The following is a 16,866-nucleotide window of genomic DNA, read 5'->3' as shown; positions in this document are numbered from 1 at the left end:
ACAAACGTCTCCAATGCCCCGCCACTCAGGCGCCCATGGGATGCTGGATCTCAACTCAGTCCAAGGCGCAAACCTCTCAATCAACCTCTTCGCGTTACAGCCCCGCCTTCGCTGCTCCTCAGCCAGCCCCACCCACTCCTCTCCCTCCATCACCCCATCAACAATCCTGAAATCCCACCATCCTGTAAATCCTGTCCATCCACCCCGCCAACCACACCACGACCGCACACTCCATCACTCCATCACTCCATCACTCCATTCCCGCGCACTCCACCACTACTCCCCTTGATCTTCAAATGCGCGAACGCCTTCTTCGGCGCCTCAAACTCCGCCCCCTCCGCCTTCGCCCCGTCCTTCGCCTGGCTCAGTCCCGCAAACACGATCGTGTCATCCGCGCCCACCCCCTCGCTCACCACATACAAATTCTCCAGCTCCGCAGAAATCTGGATCTCCCGCTGCTGCATCACCTGATCCTTCCCCACCACAAACACATAATGGTGGCCACGTTTTTCAAACGTCGCCTTCTGCGGCACCAGCACCGCCTGCTTGATCATTTTCCACACGCGTACGATCCCGCTCTCACCATTCCTCAGCAGGCCCGTCGGATTCGCAAAATCCGCACGCATCGGCGTCAGGCCGCTCTGCTCATCCGCCTTTGCCTCCGCCACGTTCAGCCTCCCCGGCTGCTCAAAAATCTTCCCATTCGCCAGCACCAGCGTCACCTGCTTGTTCTCCCCCGACTGCGCCTGCGCCGCATACTCCCGGGACTCCGCCTCAGACACATTGAAAATCACCTGCATCTCGCTGTTGTCAGACAGCGTCGTCAGCACAGCACCCTGATCCACCAGGCTCCCTTCCGCCAGCAGCAGGCGGCCCATCAGTCCTGAAAACGGCGCTTTGATCGTGTTCACGTCCGCATCATTCTGCGCCACCTTCACCAGCGCCAGCTTCTCATCCCATTGGGCCTTCGCCTCGCTCAGTTCCTGCTCGGTGGCCTGCTGGTTCTTCAGCCGCTGCGCCGTGTTTTCAAAGACCGCCTTCGCCACCTGCTCCACAGCCTCCGCCCGGTTCAGCGCCGTCCGGGTGCTCCCCGGCACAATCTTGAACATCACATCCCCCGCGTTCACATGCTGGCCCTCCTTCAATTTCCCCAGCTCCAAGTACCCACGTCCCGTCGCCAGCACCTTGATGTTCTTGCACGAGTTGATCTGGCAGGCGTACTCACGCGAGATCGTGGTGTCCTGCTGCAGCGGGTGCGTCAGCACCATCACCGCCGCATGCCCGCCCTTTTTAGAATGGCACGCCCCCAGCGTGAACGCCGCCATCAAACACGCTCCCATCTGCAAAGCCCGCATGGCCGTCCGCACCCTCTGATCTTCACAAGTTCCAGTGAATTCAAACAACCTCACAACCGCGGAGCAGGACTCAAATCTCATAAGATCACGATGCTAGACACCCCGTTTTTAAAGTAAAGCCAAGCTAAATGGGTATATGTCCTAGACTGCATGGAACACCTCTGAAAACCAGCAAAGCTATGCAAATCGGATAGTGTAAATAGGCTCGTGGCCTATCTGCTGATAAGCAGTCGTACTTACTGGCGCGATCAGAAGCTGTCCCAACCAATCACACGAACTCCCGCACACCCGCGTTCAGCAAATCAAGGTGTCTCATAAAACACATTTCAGAATAGCGCCTGTCCACTTCTGATATGGACTGCGGTCGCGCAGTGAGGAACGAACGCAGCTGCCGCTTTCGCCGTCCTCGGTGACACACGCATACCACAAACCACCCGAAAGCGGCAGCCGACAATCCCTCACAAGCCCCGTCACCCCACGCCAGCCAATCGCCGCCGCACAGCGAGAAACAAACGCATCCACCGCCCATCCAGCATCCGCCATCCAGCATCCGCCATCCAGCATCCGCCATCCAGCATCCGCCATCCAGCATCCGCCATCCAGCATCCGCCATCCAGCATCCGCCATCCAGCCTACACCCCCACCATCTCCTCCGCTTCCTCCTCCTCGCCCGCCTCAGACGCCACCACCGGCGCAGGCAGTCCCAGCGGCCGGTTGCTGATCGCGCTCACGTCCATGCTCAGGTCCGCACCCTTCGGCTCACGTCCCGTCAGGCGGCAGAAATCATGATAACTCAGCACCTCAAACGTCCGGTCCAGATGCTCCACCACCACCGTCATGCTCTCCACCCAGTCGCCCGAGTTCAGGTAGTGCACATCCTCGATCATCTTGTCCGCCGGCGTGTGAATGTGCCCGCAGATGATCCCGTGGCAGCCCTTCCACTTCGCCAGCTTCTGCAGCTGCTCCTCGTAGCGCCCCACAAAGCTCACCGCGCCCTTCACCTTCATCTTCACCCACCGGCTCAGAGAGAAGGCCTCCTTGTTCCGCCAGCGCAGCCACGCGTTGTACATCCGGTTCAGGCGCAGCAGCAGCTCATAGCCCACCGCCCCCACCTTCGCCAGCCACACATGGTTCGTCGTCACATGGTCAAACCCGTCCCCGTGCACCACCAGGTAGCGCCCGTGCGGCGACTCATGAATGTGCTCCTCCACCAGCGACAGACCCGCCAGCTTGAACGGCAGAAACTTCTCCAAAATGTCATCGTGGTTCCCGCGCAGGTAGATCACCTCCGTGTCCTCCTTCTCCATTTTTTTGAGCACCGTCCGCACAAAGTGCGTGTGCTCCTGCGTCCAGCGCCCCGATCCGCTCAGCGCCCACGCATCGATGATGTCCCCGTTCAGCACCAGTTTCTCGCACTTGCAGTGCCGGATCAGATGCGCCGCCTGCACCGCCTTCGAGTCCGCCATGCCCAGATGCACATCGGACATGAACAGCGTCTTGATACGAAGTTTCGTTTTCATAGAAAGCAAAGAAGAGAAGGGGAGAGGTCAGGTTTCCGCCGCCACCATCCACCCCCGCTCAACACGCGGACTCACTGTGAATAGTAACGACCTTGTCACCAGACATCGCCCTTCACCGCCCGCTGCGAAACACACCAAGTAAAACGTTTTTGTCACGAGCCCAGCCCTCACGCCACCGCCTCACCCATTCACAGCTTCACATCCTCGGCATCTTGGACGCCTGCAGCGTGCGGTCCAGCTCCTGCATCCGCTTCACCTCCACCGTCGGCGCGCTCTCCGGCTGCGCCTGCCGGCTCTCAAACGCCCGCCACACCGACCACAGGCACGTCACAAACAGCCCCACCGCCATGATCGGCCCGCCATGATGGCGGATAAAGCGCGTCTGCCGGCGCCATTGGAGGAAGCACTGAAGTTCGTTATGTCGTGGCTTGAACATGCCCCATCATTGAGACGAGCCCCCTCTGCCTCAAACACTACCTCGTCACAATACTGTGACCACCCTGCCATCAGCAGTGATCAATCAGCTCAACAGGCTTGGCAGGCACCCGCTGACTTGTGGGTGATAGTCAGGCTGTGCCGGTTCTGTGACATGGAAGGCGGTTAAAAAAGGTGCGCCGTCCGTGGGTGTCGACAGCGCGAGGTCGGCAGGCATGGTGGTAGGACATGGTATTGCGGGGCGGTCTTGAGCGGCAGCGGACTCAAAACGGCGGATGCACCTCCAGGTCGGGCTTGGGGAAGAGGTTGTGTCGCAGGCTGGTGGTGGATTCCTCATCCAGGCCGGTGGTGCAGTCGTTGAGGTCCTTGATGGGCGTGCCGTCCGTGCGGTGCAGGCCGGTGAATGTGTAGATGTCCACCGTGCACCCCGCCTGGTGCAGCTGCGCGGCCCACAGGCCGGCGTTTTTGACACCGCCGCCGTCCGCATCGTTGTGGGGGTAGATGCGCACGCGGCGGCCGCGCATGAGCTCCAGCGCCGTGTCGTCGATCCGCGCGCCCGTGCCGCGTCCCAGCATGGCCACGGGCAGCACATCCCAGCGTTCCAGCTCATGCGCAAAGTGCAGCGCCGCCAGGTAGTCCGGCCCGCCCTCCACCAGCAGCAGCGTGCGGAATTGCGGCAGGCGGCGCAGCACCGCCGCGCCCAGCGGCCAGTCCTTGCGGGAGCCGCGCAGCGTGTGCGCCTTCCGCCGGCCCAGCGTGCCGCATTCTGTGAAGGGCATGCCATCCAGCCGCCGCGCCTCCACGCAGCGCTCCTCCGCATCCACCAGCAGCCAGCAGCGGTAGCCCTGCACGATGGCAAAGGTGAGCGTGCGCAGCGCCAGCGCCAGGGAAACAGCCTCCGGCGTGATGCTGCGCGACTCCGCCACCAGCAGCCGGTCCGCCTCCGTGCCGTTGTGCAGCGGCACGCGGAGGGGCTCCGGCTGCGGCGGCTCCTGCGGTGGCAGCAGCGCGGTGACCTTCTCCTTGAAGGACGTGCCGCGTGGGGAGCCCGCGTGCGGCGCGTGGCCGGGCCTGGAGGGCGACACCCCGGCCAGCTCCAGAAAGACCCGCAGCGCCTCCCCGGTGCTGATCTGCCGCGCCATGGCGATGAAGTCGATCACGTCCCCGTTCTGGCCGGTGCCGTAGTCCTTCCAGCGCTTCCCGTCCTTGGAAATGGAAAAGGAGGGGGGCTTGTCCTCGCGAAAGGGGGAGAGGCAAGTCTGTGCCGGCTGTCCCTCCAGCCCCAGCTTCCGCCACACCTCCGGGATGAGCAGGCGTTCCTTCAGGGCTGGTATGTCATGGTGGTTGGGTGGGCGTGTAGTCATAAAAGGGGAGGTTTGCAATGGTTGGCCATGGTTTGCGGTTGTTTGCAGTGGTTGGCCGGATCGTCCTCGTCCTCGATCACGGCGAGTCGCAGGCTGAGAGGCGTAGGCGATTGGAAAGGGGGAGGTCGGTGGGCGGCAGACCGCGCTGGGAGGAAGAAATCTACGGACGCGCACAACGCGTCCCTGCCACCCGGCGCGCCGCTCCGGGGTGGTAGGGAACCGCTGTGCGGGTCCGTGGTTTCGGGTCTGCCGCTTCGCAGGCGCTCAAAAAGGTGCGCCGTCCATGGGGCTTCCGACAGCGGCAGGGCAGGGGGCATGGTGGTGATCGAAAAACAGGAGTTGGCAGACGCTGGCAAAGCGGTGCAAGAGTGCTAGAGCATGGTGGTAACTGGTATTAGAAGACCGCAGCCATCCCGGTGGAATCGCTCAGGACGGGTGTGGCGGAAGCATCGGCAGCGGAGGAAGCCGCCGTGGCCGGCTTCCCATGCGTGCGCAGGGCCTCCATCACCTGCTCCAGGTCATAGCGCCGCGCATGGCGCACGCCGATGGAGGGGATGAAGCTGCCGCGGTTCCACTTCTTCAGCATGCGGCGGCTGATGCCCAGCGCCGCCATGAGCTGGGCGGAGGTGAGCAAGGCCGGTGGAAGTGAAGGCGGAGCCGGGGGCGCTGCGGCCGCCGTGGAAGGCGGCGCGGTGTGGGTTGCGGCAGCAGGGGCGCGAGTGACGGGCAGGTCGGAGGTCGTGTTCAGTGTCATGGTCAGGAAGATCAGGTTCTGGCATCCCCCGCACGGGCCGCAGGAGACCTGCGATCCGTTCGGGTGAATGGAAAAAGTCTTGGGTCCAGATTTTAAAAGTCAACGCGCTTTATGGAAAAAGATGAGGAAAGAGGCTGTGGCGTGGCAGGGTGTATATAAACGTGGTAGGACGTGGTAGTATTGAAATCACCTGCGCACACGCGCGGAAGCACCGGGAGGCGGGCGCGACGATCCCCGTATTTTCACCGCCCCAAGGACGGCGCACCTTTTTGAGCGCCTGAGACATCGCAGACCCATGATCACGGACCCGCACAGCGGTTCCCTACCACCCCGATGCACCGCGCCGGATGGTAGGGACGCGTTGTGCGCGTCCGTAGAATCCTTCGTCCCAGCACCACCTGCCACCTCACCGCCTTCCCCCTTTTCCAATGCTACCGCTCTCAACGCGTACGATTGCTCCACCGCTTGCGAATGCCGAGGGGCCCCGCATGTTCACCGCCGCAAGGACGGCGCACCTTTTTGAGCGCCTGAGACATCGCAGACCCATGATCACGGACCCGCACAGCGGTTCCCTACCACCCCGATGCGGCGCGCCGGATGGTAGGGACGCGTTGTGCGCGTCCGTAGAATCCTTCGTCCCAGCACCACCTGCCACCTCACCGCCTTCCCCCTTTTCCAAAACTCCCGCTCTCAACGCGTGCGAGTACTCCACCGCCCGCGAATGCCGACGATCCCCGTATTTTCAATGCCGCAAGGACGGCGCACCTTTTTGAGCGCCTGCGGAGCCGCAGACCCGAAACCACGGACCCGCACAGCGGTTCCCTACCACCCCGATGCGCCGCGCCGGATGGTAGGGACGCGCTGTGCGCGTCCGTAGAATCCTTCGTCTCAGCGTGTGCGGGTGAGGCACCGCCTTCCCCCTTTTCCAATGCTCCCTCATCTGGTGGCTGCGGCACGGAAGAATCGAGGACCCATTCTTCGCTAAAGCTTCGAAGGGCAAGCCGAGCAGGAGGGCGGAGCTCTCATGCGGTGGGCCTTCCCTGACCAATGCCGTCACACACCCTCCCTTGCCACCCGCCGCATTTCCGTCTAAGCGAAGGCATGGCCCTCAAAGCAATCATCTACAAAGCCAAGGTCTCCTTCTCCGACCTCGACGCCAACCGTTATGCCGACCACGAGCTCACCCTCGCGCGGCATCCGTCGGAGACGGAGGAGCGCATGATGATCCGGCTGCTGGCCTTCGTTCTCAATGCCCCGGAGAACAACGACCTCGGCAAGCTCGAGTTTGGCAAGGACATGTGGGAGGCGGATGAGCCCGCGCTCAGCCAGCATGATCTCACCGGCCTGCTCATGCACTGGATCGAGCTCGGCCAGCCCGACGAGAAAAAACTCGTGCGCCTCTGCGGCCGGTCCAAGAAGGTGAGCGTCTACAGCTTTGCCAGCAACGCCGCCACCTGGTGGGCCGCGCTCGCCGGAAAATTCACCCGCGTGAGCAACCTCACCGTCTGGCAGATCCCCGCTGCCGAGAGCGAGGCCCTCGGTGCCCTTGCGCAGCGCTCCATGGACCTCACCGTGACGCTGCAGGAAGGCATCCTGTTCGTCGGGGAAGGGGACCGCACCGTGGAGATCAAGATGGTGAGGCTGTGTGGTGCGGAGTAGGAGCTCCGTAGAGAAATCTTCCTCTTGCTCGACCCTGGAGTCATCGGAGGCTGAAGACATCTTCGAATCAACCGCAGAGGGGCAAAGGAGCAGAGGTGGCAGAGTTCAGATTCAATCTCTGCTCCCTCTGCCCCTCCGCACCTCTGCGGAAAATCGAACGTCTCCAGGCTGGCTGCTGAGAGGCTCGGCTGTCCTCGGCGAGAAGTTCAGATTCTAACCGCTGATGAGACGCTGACATGACGCTAATAATCCAGAATGTCGGACCTGAAGTTCCAAGCCTGAAAAAAGGAAGGCAGGGGCTCAGGAATCAGAGGGATCTACTGGATTCCTCATTCAAAAACCCTTTTCTGATTTGGATTTATCAGCGTCTGATTAGCGTCATATCAGCGGTTAAAAAATCTGTTCATCACACCGCCACATTCGTTTGTTGGACGCGCCCGGTTGAAAGCTTGGACTGAAACTGTTTGCCCCTCTCCCGTCACTGGCGCAGGGACAGCGCCCATGCTTTTCACCCGCTCCGCACTGCCCCGCATGCTGCGCCATTTCACCATGTTCCTCGCCCTCGCCACGGCGACGGCAGCCCTCGCGCAAGACCTCCGCCCCAGCAAAGAACTCGTCTCCGCCATCGACCGCCTCGTGGCCAAAACCGGCATCGAGGAAAGCAGCCCCGGCGTGGCCATCTGCATCCGCGTGCCTGGAAAGCTGCATTTCCAAAAAGGGTACGGTTTGGCCAGTGTGAAGGACGAGGCACCCATCACCCCCGCCACGCTGTTTGAGCTCGCCTCCTGCTCCAAGCCATTCACCGCCACCGCCCTGCTTATTCTGGTGGATCGTGGTATGCTCACGCTCGACGACGACGTGCGCGACCACCTCCCCGAACTGCCCGAATACAGCCGCGACAATCCCATCCTCATCCGCGATCTCCTCCAGCACACCTCCGGCCTCCCCGAGTACTTCGACTTTGATGATGAAGGCGTGCCCATGCGCCACAAGACCTACGCCGTGAACGAAGACTACCTCGGCATGTTCGCCAGGTTGAAGAAGGATTACCCCCTGCAGTTCCGCACCGGCAGCAGGTTTGAGTACACGAACAGCAACTACCTCCTGCTCGCCAGCATCGTGCAGCGCGTGGCCAAGAAGCCCTTCAGCGAATTCGTGCGTGATGAGATCTTCCTCCCCGCCGGCATGCAGCACACCTTCATCTGCCAGAGCCCCAAGTCCGTGCCGCAGACCGAGGACGATGACAAATACAACCGCGCCTTCGGCTACGAGTGGCGTGAGAAGAAGGAAACGTGGAAGCCCAGCTGGGGCACCCCGCCCGAGTGGCCGCAGAAAGTCATGGTCGTGGGAGACGGCGGCGTGTGGTCAAACCTCGAAGACATGGCCAGATGGGACGCCGCCGTGCGAGCCAAAAAATTCCTCAAACCCGCCACCTGGAAAGAAGCCCTCACGCCCGCCACCACCCGCAAAGGCAAGGCCTTCGACTACGGCCTGGGCTGGACCCTCTACACCGATGACGACGGCTCCGTGCATGCCTGCGGCCACGACGGCACCTGGGCCGGATTTGAGAACAGCTACTACCGCGACCTCGCCGGCAATCGCAGCACCATCATCCTGAGCAATCGCGACACCCTGGACACCGATGAGCTCTACCAGGCGCTCGATGCACTGGTGGACAAGCATGTGGAGGAGTGAGGGCCGGAGCACGTCTATTTCTCGTCCTCATAGAACAAGTCACCTTCCGCCCCTTCCGGCATGCGCGTCTCTGTGAAGTAAAGCACCTCGCCGCTGCGTGGCAGCGTGGTGGTGATGGAAGGCTGGGTCGAGCGTTCGCGAAAATTGGTAAACTCATCGCTGCGGACGCAGCGATACCTTCCGCGCACAAAGCGAGTCAGATGTCGCGTGTAGAAGCCGCCACCGCCGCGTCCCCAGATCTCCAGCTGCGGATGGCCTTCAAACGACGTCAGCCACCGCACGCTGACGCTTTGGTTGTAGAAGACCTGCTTCCATCCGCTCTTCTCATTCAGCACGGTGAAGTTCAGCATCGGCCCGCCGGAGCCGCCCATTTTGCGGATTTCCGGATCACCCGGCTCGCTGATGGAGATGCGAAAACCGCCCTCCGTCAGCGTGCAGGGACTCTCAAAGGGGAACTCACGCACCACCTTGGGCCACGGCTCCGTGGCCAGATCCGCACGTGCCGTGAGCACCGCCACCACCAGCCCGAGAAAGAGTGTTCGTCTCAAAGTCCTCATGCTGCATGATCATTCACAAATCCGTTCGCTTGTCATCACTCATGTTTGCTCACGGCATGGCATCGCACGAAGCGCGGAGCACTACACGCCGCAGCCGGAGATCGACGCCTCTGAGCCGCGAGCCCAGCATGTGGCATTCTGTGCAGCCGCGCAGCGGTGACAAAGATGCACCCACCCCCACGCTTCCTCATTGACGCCACCCCACGCCTCCCGCTAAAACGGTGCCATGAACACTCGCGCCTCGATCAGGTCCTGCATCGCTGTCGCATCGCTTCTCGCGTCCTGCGCCCCCATCCGCACGGAGACCGTCTCCGTCCATCACGCGCGCTCTTCACTGCTCAACAACACCGTGGACTTCGGCAGAGACGGCGGTGCGGTCCGCTGCGATCTGCTGCGCCGCATGGGCGTGGAATTGATGATCCACCGCGCCACCCGTGGCGGCACGAAGACGGATGCGGACTACGCCTGGCGCGAGCATGCCGCACGCGTGGCCGGGCTGAAGTGGGGCGCGTATCATTACGTGAACCGCGCCGGAAATCTGCAGGTGCAGCTGGACCGCTTCATTCGCGTGGTGGCCGCCACGGCGCATCGCCATGGCACGGCGGGGCATCCGGTGATGATGGTGCTGGACAACGAAGGGCAGGACCGCGTCTCGTGGTCGCAGCTCGCCTGGGGCGCGCAGCACGTGCGGGCGCGCACCGGCGCATGGCCGCTGCTCTACTGCAGCGTGCCACTTCCTGGTATGCCGGGCTTTGACCAGCAGGTGCGCGAGCTGCAGGCGCTCACTCCTCCGGAGCGCACGGTGCTCAAGGCCTGCGGCCTGTGGATCCCGCGCTACGGCGAGCAGTCGGCCATGCACATGACCTTCAGCGTGCCGCGCGTCTTTGGCACCTGGAGCTTCTGGCAGTACTGCGGGGACATCAGCGGCCATCCCAAGACCGCGCTGCTCGGCCCGGAATTCACCGGAGACGTGGGCGGCGCCTACACCCGTAGCGGCGGCCGCGCCACCCTGCGGCATTTCTGCGACCGCACCTTCTTCCACGGCTCCCACGCGGCGTTTGAGGAATTTTACCGCACGCATTCCTCGGCGGTGAGTGCGTGGCGGTGAGGGGCAGGGGGGATTTGGAAAGGGAGGATGTGAGATAATGCCAGTTCACGCTGGGACGAAGGATTCCACGGACGCGGCGCAGCCAAGCAGCGCGGCGCGTGAAGGCTGGCAGGGACGCGCTGCGCCCTAACGATCACCCACCACATGAACCAGCTTCCCGGTTTCGTTCATGTCGTGGAGATCGTGCCGCCCCCGCCAGAGGATTTCCATGCCTGGCGGCGGATCGTTCTTGCGATCCAGGCAGCCTCCCAGCCGCGACGTGCGACATCATTCCCAAAGGAGCTGCGCATCCTGGCGAAGAGTTGCCGCGTGTCCTACGAAGCTCGCAGAGCGAAGGAGGAAGCCTCAGCGAGGCTGCCCTGGTACCACCGCCCAAATCCGGAAAGCAAGCCCAAGGCTCCGCCACACGCCCCGCCGCATTAACCCATCACTGCGCAACCAGCAACCAGCATCCAGCAACCAGCATCCAGCATCCAGCATCAGTCCCCGCCAATGCAACATTAAGCCCTCCGCCTATTCAAAGTAGCGCCCAAGGCCACCGCTCCATAAGCCCGCCACACCCCGCAAAACCCCACACCCATTCCCCCCTCGCCAGCACATACGCTTTCCTTCGCCTCCTTCCGCAACGAATCCGTCACAATCATCTCCCCCCTCACACTCTGCGACGAGATCGTAACATGCTTGTCTTTGGCAGCGCTCCATTCCTGCCGTCACAGTCTCGTCACCCAAACATGAGCAGAATCCTGGTAGTCGATGATGAGAAGGATATTGTCGAACTCGTAAGCCTACACCTCCAGCGTGAAGGCCACGAGGTCGTCTCCGTGGGCAATGGCCTCGCAGTTCTCCCCATGGCCGTCAAGACCGCCCCCGACCTCATCGTCCTCGACATCATGCTCCCCGGCATCGATGGCGTCCAGGTCCACCGCCGCCTCCGCGCAGACACCCGCACGCGCCACATCCCCGTCATCATGCTCACTGCCCGTGCGCAGACGAATGACCGCATCGCCGGACTTGAGAGTGGCGCAGACGACTACCTCACCAAGCCCTTCAGCCCCCGCGAGCTCATGCTCCGCATCGGCGCCGTCCTCCGCCGTTCGCAAAAAGTCGTCATGCTCGCAGAGCAGCGCATCGGCGAGTTCCTCCTCGACCGCAAGAACATGTCCCTCTCCATCAGCGGCAAGCTCGTCGAGCTCACCATCACCGAGCTCAAGCTCATCACCACCCTCATGGCCAATCCGGACGTGATCCACTCCCGCAGCGAGCTCCTCAGCGCCGTCTGGGGTTACGCAGACGACACCCACTCCCGCACCCTCGACACCCACATCAAACGCCTCCGCGACAAACTCGGAGACCACGGCCGCCACATCGGCACCCTGCGCCGCCAGGGTTACCTCTTCCAAAGCGTCGTCCAAGAGCTCGCAGACGCAGACGCATGACCAGTGAGGTGATGACCGCCCCGGCTCAGCCAGGAATGAATGCACCGCGCGCGGACACCGCCTCCCCCATGTGCATGCAGGATGACTGCCGCCTCTTCGGCACCCTCCTCAATGAAGCCCCCCAGGGCATCCTCGTCGTCGATGACGCAGACACCATCGTCTTCGCCAATCTCGCCATGAGCGTCATGCTTCTCCCGCATTCCCTGGAGGAAGGCCGCCCCCTTGGCAACGCACCCAGCCTGGAGGCCATCACCCGCATCATCAAAGACGCCCGCAGCCGCCGCACCCGTGTGGAGGGGGAGCTTCGCCTCCCGCTCCCCCACTCCTACGCCGCCGAGTGGAGCCATGAGCGCCACTACCACCTCTCCGCCTCCCCCTGGAGCGAAGGCCCCCGCACCGGCATCTGGGTCATGGTCGAAGACCGCACCGAGCACGACACCATCGCCCAGACCCGTCAGGATTTCGTCACCAGCGCCGGGCACGAGCTCCGCACCCCGCTCTCCCTCATCCACGGTTACATCGAGACCCTGAAAAGCGGCATGATCAAAAACACCACCTCCTTGGTGCGCTGTCTCGATGTCATGGAAAAGCACTCCCGCCGCATGATGCGCATCATCGACGACATGCTCACCATCTCCCGGCTCGAAGGCCTCGAAGAACCCCTCAAGACCGAAACCTTCCTCGTCCGCGCCTGCGTGCATGATGCCATCGAGCATCTCACCCCCCTCATCGAAATCCGCCAGCCCGTCATCACCCTCGACTTCCCCCCCGACGGCGGCATCCTCAGCGGCGATCGCTTCTACTGGGATCAGATCTTTTCCAATCTCATCGAAAACGCCCTCAAAGAAAATCCCCGCACCGGCCTCCGCATCACCATCACCGGCCGCTGGACCCAGCACGAGTGCATCATCACCGTCACCGATGACGGCATCGGCATCCGCCCCGAAGACGTCCCCTACGCCTTCAAGCGCTTCTACCGCGGCGTCCAGGAGTCCAAAGGCACCGGCCTCGGCCTCTCCATCGTCAAACGCGCCGTCGAAGTCCACGGCGGCACCATCGACCTCGAAAGCCACCCCGGCCGCAGCACGTCATTCACCATCCGCGTACCCTTGCCCGGCTAAAGTATCGGGGCATTCCTGCCCCCCTCTTCCAGCTCGTCCTCGATCCTTCCGCTCCGCAAACACTCAGCCGCCCTGCGCCCGGAGTTTGCAGTGGTTGACGGTAGTTGACCGTTGTTTCCCAGACGCTCCGCTCACCCCTCTCTTCGTATTGTAGTACCGGCTTTAGCCGGTTCCGGTTTTGCCGGGGGATGTGACTTGGAGTCTTCGGTCTTGGGTTTGATTAGCTCCCTGATGTCAGTGCCGCCCGGCTCCTTTTTGAAATGGTCCAAAGCCATCTCCAGAGCATCATCAAAGTGACTCATTGGCTGCTCATGCACAGGAGCCATCCAAAAGTACTCAAAACAAAAACGGTATTTGGGGGCCAGATGCGCTTTCTGAATGGAATGAGGCGCCGGGAATCTGGGATCCACCCGAACGAGACGTACACCAGCCGGATAAATCTCCTGGTTTAACTTCTTCATTTCCTCAGTCTGCGGATTCTCAGCGATGTAGGCCTGACGCATCTTTTCAATCTCAGCTCCGCTGGGATGCTTCACATAAGTTTTGTAAATCTCCTCAAACAGGTCCCGGTGCTGAAAGCGGTAAAGCGCAATCAGTCGGATCCTGTCTGCGCAAACCGCGGGATTCAATCGGCCGCTCTCATTCCGTTTGAACTCCTTCTCGCCAATGGCCTCCATCAGTTCATCAAACCTCTGTCCGTGGTCCCGCCAATGTTCATCGCTCAGGAGGTTCTTCTGGTTCTTCAAGGTGAGATTCGTGATCTCCGAAACCTGAGGGTCATCCGCTCGGCATAGGATTCCGCACATGAGCATGACTGCTGTCACCATTGGTTTGATCATGGCTTTAAAAGGTTGGAATTTTTTCCACCGTTAACAGAATGATATGCTGTCCACGCTGGAGCCGCAATGCATTTATCTGCTCAGCAAATGATGGCTGTGAATGTCAGGCATGAACGGTTCCCCTCACTCCGAAGCCGCCCCAATAAAAATCGACTCCACCTTGCCCTCTTCAAAACCAAAGATCACCCCACCCACCGTCGACCCCGCGATAAACGTTTTCCCCGCCTCGCTCTCATCACCCCTCAGCTTCCCATAAGCCTTCGCCACCTCCTCTTCACTGCTCCCAATGTGGATGCCATGGGTCGTGCTCAGCTTGCACCGCTTCGTGGCCTTGATCATATAAACCGTCTGCACCCCGTCCTTCTTTTCAGCCGCCATCTGCAGCTCCACTCCCAGCTCCGGATAGTCCCACTGCTGCACATAGAGGCCCACGCCCTCCCAGTTTTCCATCTTGCCTTTGGCCGTGGCCTTCCCATAAGCCTTCACCACCTCGCTCGCCTTCATTTCAAAGCCCAGCTTCCCCAGCAGTTCCGTCTTCATCAGCTGAAAGCCAGCCTCCGTCTGCTCATCCGCAGTCGGCCGTTTCTCCTCCGCTTTCTCCGCACCCAAAACCAGCGGCGTCGCGACAGCCGCGAAGATGAACAAACTCAGAATGACAAAAGAGGATTTCATAGTCTTGGAGGCGCTTGAGGGCGCGTGCTTCTCTCAGCAGTGAAGATCGAAAGGGTTGCGTGCGCCAACTCTTTTTCAAGCCACCACTCATCTCACGATCCTCTGAAAACCGGTCTGTCTCCCAACCGGTGAAGCCGAAGCACTCGAAACCACTTACGGCACTTTTCAGATCCAGATGACAGGTGACAGAAAGCCCACGCTGGGACGAAGTCGTCCAGGGCCGCGCACACCTCATCCCCACCCTCCAGAGCAGCGCGTGCCGCAGGGCCGGTAGGGAACCGCTGTGCGGGTCCGAAGCTTCGGGTCTGCAGCTTCGCTGGCGCTCAAAAAGGTGCGCCGTCCTTGCACTTTGGCAAGGCAGGAGGGCAGGGCGTTTGCCGCGACGGTTTCCAAGTGTGATATTATGCCACCATCGTTGGAAACAGCCCAACCTCTCCGCTTGAGGGAGCATCAAGACTCCTTTTCAACTGCTGAGGGTATCATCAATGCACCGCCACCGCTGCGCACTCATTTTCCCGCTCCCTTGAGCCAGGCTTAAAGCTTCCGCGTCCCGCCCCTCACAGCGCCCGCATCAAAAACACCTTCTCCTCCTCCAGCAGCAGCGCCCCCGGAATCTTCTCCGCCAGCACAAATGCGCGGTCCGCCTTGCCCACCAGAGACAGCAGCCCCGCAGCCACCGCACGCGGGCCGGGGGACAGGCTCTCGCCACGGGGCAGGGAAGCCAGATGCTTCACCATCCCCTCACGATCTCCCATTCTGTAAGCGGACAGCGCCAGCAGCAGCGGCGGCGGGATCCGTTCCAGAGTCACACTCACCGCCGTCTTCGCCTCAGTCTCCGCCATCAGCGCCTTCACATCCACCGTCTCCATCTCCACCCCCAGCACCAGCCGCAGGTACACAAACCGGTCCGCAAACACCGCGCTGCTCGGGCTCAGCACATGCAGCCGGCGGGACACCTCCAGCAGCGTCTCCGTGTCCTTCGCACGCAGCGCCAGCTCCACGCTCTTTTGCAGGTTCTGCAGCGCCGCCTCGCTCGCATTGTTCTCCGCAGATCTCATCCCCGCCGCCTTGTACGCCTGGCAGGCCACATCCGCAAAATTCAGCTTCTCCGCCAGCCCCGCCGCCGCCTGCAGCGTCCCCACATCCCCCGCCTGCGCCGCATTGATCACCGTCCCCTGCAAAATGCGGCGGGACTCCCGCATGTCCGGCTGCACATGGCTCAGCACCTCCGCCATCGCCAGATCCAGCAGCGTCGCAGACACCGGCGGATTCGGTATCTTCAGCACCCCTTGCAGTTCCTCCCAGCGCTCCGCCTGAGACAGCGTCTGCACCAGGATCGGGTACAGCTCGCGCGACTGCGCCGCCAGCTCCTTCGGCACCAGCTTCAGCAGCTGATCATTCAACTTCTCCCGCATCAGCCAGTAGGCCATGTCCTCCAGCCGGCCGTTCTTGGTCTCAGTTAAGCGCCGCACCTCCGCCTCCGCCAGCTCCACACGCCTTTCCGGCTGCAGCCGCATCAGCGCAGACACCACCATCAGCCGCGCCCCCATCGCCTGCAGCGGGTGCTTTTCCTCCATCACCAGCAGCTGGTTCGCCTGCGGCAGCGTCAGCCCCGGGCTCCCCGCCAGTTGCAGGATCGCATCCATCCCCGTCTGCGTGCTCAGTTCAGCCAGCTGCCACAGCTGCTTCACCGCATGGTTTTGCACCTCCACATAGTGGCTCCCCATGTCAGACACCGCCGCCTTTATCTGCGTCTCAGGCGTCGCATCAGCCTTGCTCATCACCACCGCACGTTGCTCGATTTCCGCCGCCTCCTTCGTATGCCCCTCCGCGTTCAGAATGCTCGAAAGCAGCTCCAGCCCCGGCTGCTGCGTGCTCTGCTTCAGCGGCAGCTTCTCATAAACCTCACGCGCATCCTTCGTCTTCCCGCTGCTGATCAGCGCGCGCCCCAGTGTAAGCTCCTCCTCCGCCGTCAGCGGCCGCTTCACCTTCAGCCGCTGCAGATACTGCGCCAGTCCGCCAGGGTCAGAGCCCGTCGCTTTCAGAAAATCCACCATCGCCAGGATCACCTCCTCATCCTCAGGTGCCCGCTGCCGCGCCAGCGTCACCGCCTGGTGCGCCTTCACCCAGTCCTTCGCCGCCGTCGCCTCCCGTGCCTCCTTCGCATTCCGCCGCGCCAGCACCCCGCGCACCGCCGTCGCCAGCGGGTGCCAGGCAAACAAGCTCACGATCAGCAGCACAAACGCCCCGAGCACCAGCAGCGAAAACTTCCCGATCCGCTCCCTCGGCGGCATCTGGTCAGGGATCTTCTTCTGCGAATCGGAGTCAAATTGGAAAGCCATGGTCTCTAG

Annotated in this window: 15 protein-coding genes; 6 read left to right on the top strand and 9 right to left on the bottom strand. The window is 62.0% G+C overall.

What is annotated here, in order from left to right:
- Positions 1-242 precede the first annotated feature (242 nt).
- The 5 genes from AC24GY_RS15380 to AC24GY_RS15360 all read right to left on the bottom strand — a co-directional run bounded on the left by AC24GY_RS15380 (position 243) and on the right by AC24GY_RS15360 (position 5,428).
- Positions 243-1,355 (bottom strand): efflux RND transporter periplasmic adaptor subunit, encoded by a 1,113-nt coding sequence (locus AC24GY_RS15380; RefSeq protein WP_487684651.1) that lies wholly within the window; start codon positions 1,353-1,355, stop codon positions 243-245.
- A 632-nt stretch (positions 1,356-1,987) separates the two neighbouring features.
- Entirely contained in the window at positions 1,988-2,875 is an 888-nt protein-coding gene (locus AC24GY_RS15375; RefSeq protein WP_487684648.1) for a UDP-2,3-diacylglucosamine diphosphatase, read from the bottom strand.
- A 196-nt stretch (positions 2,876-3,071) separates the two neighbouring features.
- On the bottom strand, positions 3,072-3,311 hold the full coding sequence (locus AC24GY_RS15370) for a hypothetical protein (protein ID WP_422320547.1): 240 nt from the start codon (positions 3,309-3,311) through the stop codon (positions 3,072-3,074).
- 262 nt (positions 3,312-3,573) lie between these two features.
- Entirely contained in the window at positions 3,574-4,674 is a 1,101-nt protein-coding gene (locus tag AC24GY_RS15365) for a CHC2 zinc finger domain-containing protein (RefSeq protein ID WP_487684645.1), read from the bottom strand.
- 394 nt (positions 4,675-5,068) lie between these two features.
- Positions 5,069-5,428: a hypothetical protein gene (locus tag AC24GY_RS15360; RefSeq protein WP_487684642.1), complete on the bottom strand. Its 360-nt coding sequence runs from the start codon at positions 5,426-5,428 to the stop codon at positions 5,069-5,071.
- 1,101 nt (positions 5,429-6,529) lie between these two features.
- Here AC24GY_RS15360 and AC24GY_RS15355 point away from each other — a divergent pair.
- Both AC24GY_RS15355 and AC24GY_RS15350 read left to right on the top strand, forming a co-directional pair.
- On the top strand, positions 6,530-7,087 hold the full coding sequence (locus AC24GY_RS15355) for a YaeQ family protein (RefSeq protein WP_487684639.1): 558 nt from the start codon (positions 6,530-6,532) through the stop codon (positions 7,085-7,087).
- A 501-nt stretch (positions 7,088-7,588) separates the two neighbouring features.
- Positions 7,589-8,782 (top strand): serine hydrolase domain-containing protein, encoded by a 1,194-nt coding sequence (locus AC24GY_RS15350; protein ID WP_487684637.1) that lies wholly within the window; start codon positions 7,589-7,591, stop codon positions 8,780-8,782.
- Positions 8,783-8,796: 14 nt separating this feature from the next.
- Here the strand turns inward: AC24GY_RS15350 and AC24GY_RS15345 are convergent, their stop codons facing one another.
- Positions 8,797-9,330, bottom strand: a complete 534-nt coding sequence (locus tag AC24GY_RS15345) for a hypothetical protein (RefSeq protein WP_487684635.1) — start codon at positions 9,328-9,330, stop codon at positions 8,797-8,799.
- 235 nt (positions 9,331-9,565) lie between these two features.
- On the opposite strand from AC24GY_RS15345, the gene AC24GY_RS15340 reads away from it, so the two are divergent.
- From AC24GY_RS15340 to AC24GY_RS15325, 4 genes are all read left to right on the top strand, one after another.
- On the top strand, positions 9,566-10,447 hold the full coding sequence (locus AC24GY_RS15340) for a GH25 family lysozyme (RefSeq protein ID WP_487684633.1): 882 nt from the start codon (positions 9,566-9,568) through the stop codon (positions 10,445-10,447).
- 144 nt (positions 10,448-10,591) lie between these two features.
- Positions 10,592-10,870 (top strand): hypothetical protein, encoded by a 279-nt coding sequence (locus tag AC24GY_RS15335; protein ID WP_487684630.1) that lies wholly within the window; start codon positions 10,592-10,594, stop codon positions 10,868-10,870.
- A 308-nt stretch (positions 10,871-11,178) separates the two neighbouring features.
- Positions 11,179-11,883: a response regulator transcription factor gene (locus tag AC24GY_RS15330; RefSeq protein WP_461526352.1), complete on the top strand. Its 705-nt coding sequence runs from the start codon at positions 11,179-11,181 to the stop codon at positions 11,881-11,883.
- A gap of 35 nt (positions 11,884-11,918) precedes the next feature.
- Positions 11,919-13,004, top strand: a complete 1,086-nt coding sequence (locus tag AC24GY_RS15325; protein ID WP_487684626.1) for a sensor histidine kinase — start codon at positions 11,919-11,921, stop codon at positions 13,002-13,004.
- 131 nt (positions 13,005-13,135) lie between these two features.
- Here the strand turns inward: AC24GY_RS15325 and AC24GY_RS15320 are convergent, their stop codons facing one another.
- From AC24GY_RS15320 to AC24GY_RS15310, 3 genes are all read right to left on the bottom strand, one after another.
- On the bottom strand, positions 13,136-13,843 hold the full coding sequence (locus AC24GY_RS15320; RefSeq protein WP_487684623.1) for a hypothetical protein: 708 nt from the start codon (positions 13,841-13,843) through the stop codon (positions 13,136-13,138).
- 123 nt (positions 13,844-13,966) lie between these two features.
- Complete coding sequence (locus AC24GY_RS15315) at positions 13,967-14,515, bottom strand: hypothetical protein (protein WP_487684620.1); 549 nt, start codon at positions 14,513-14,515, stop codon at positions 13,967-13,969.
- Between the two features lie 557 nt (positions 14,516-15,072).
- A complete protein-coding gene (locus tag AC24GY_RS15310; RefSeq protein WP_487684617.1) occupies positions 15,073-16,857 on the bottom strand; it encodes a hypothetical protein in 1,785 nt (594 codons plus the stop codon).
- Between the last annotated feature and the right edge of the window lie 9 nt (positions 16,858-16,866).

The organism is Prosthecobacter sp. Pr1 (assembly GCF_057652315.1).
The sequence above is the reverse complement of the archived record's forward strand: the minus strand, read 5'-3'. Positions and strand labels throughout refer to the sequence as shown.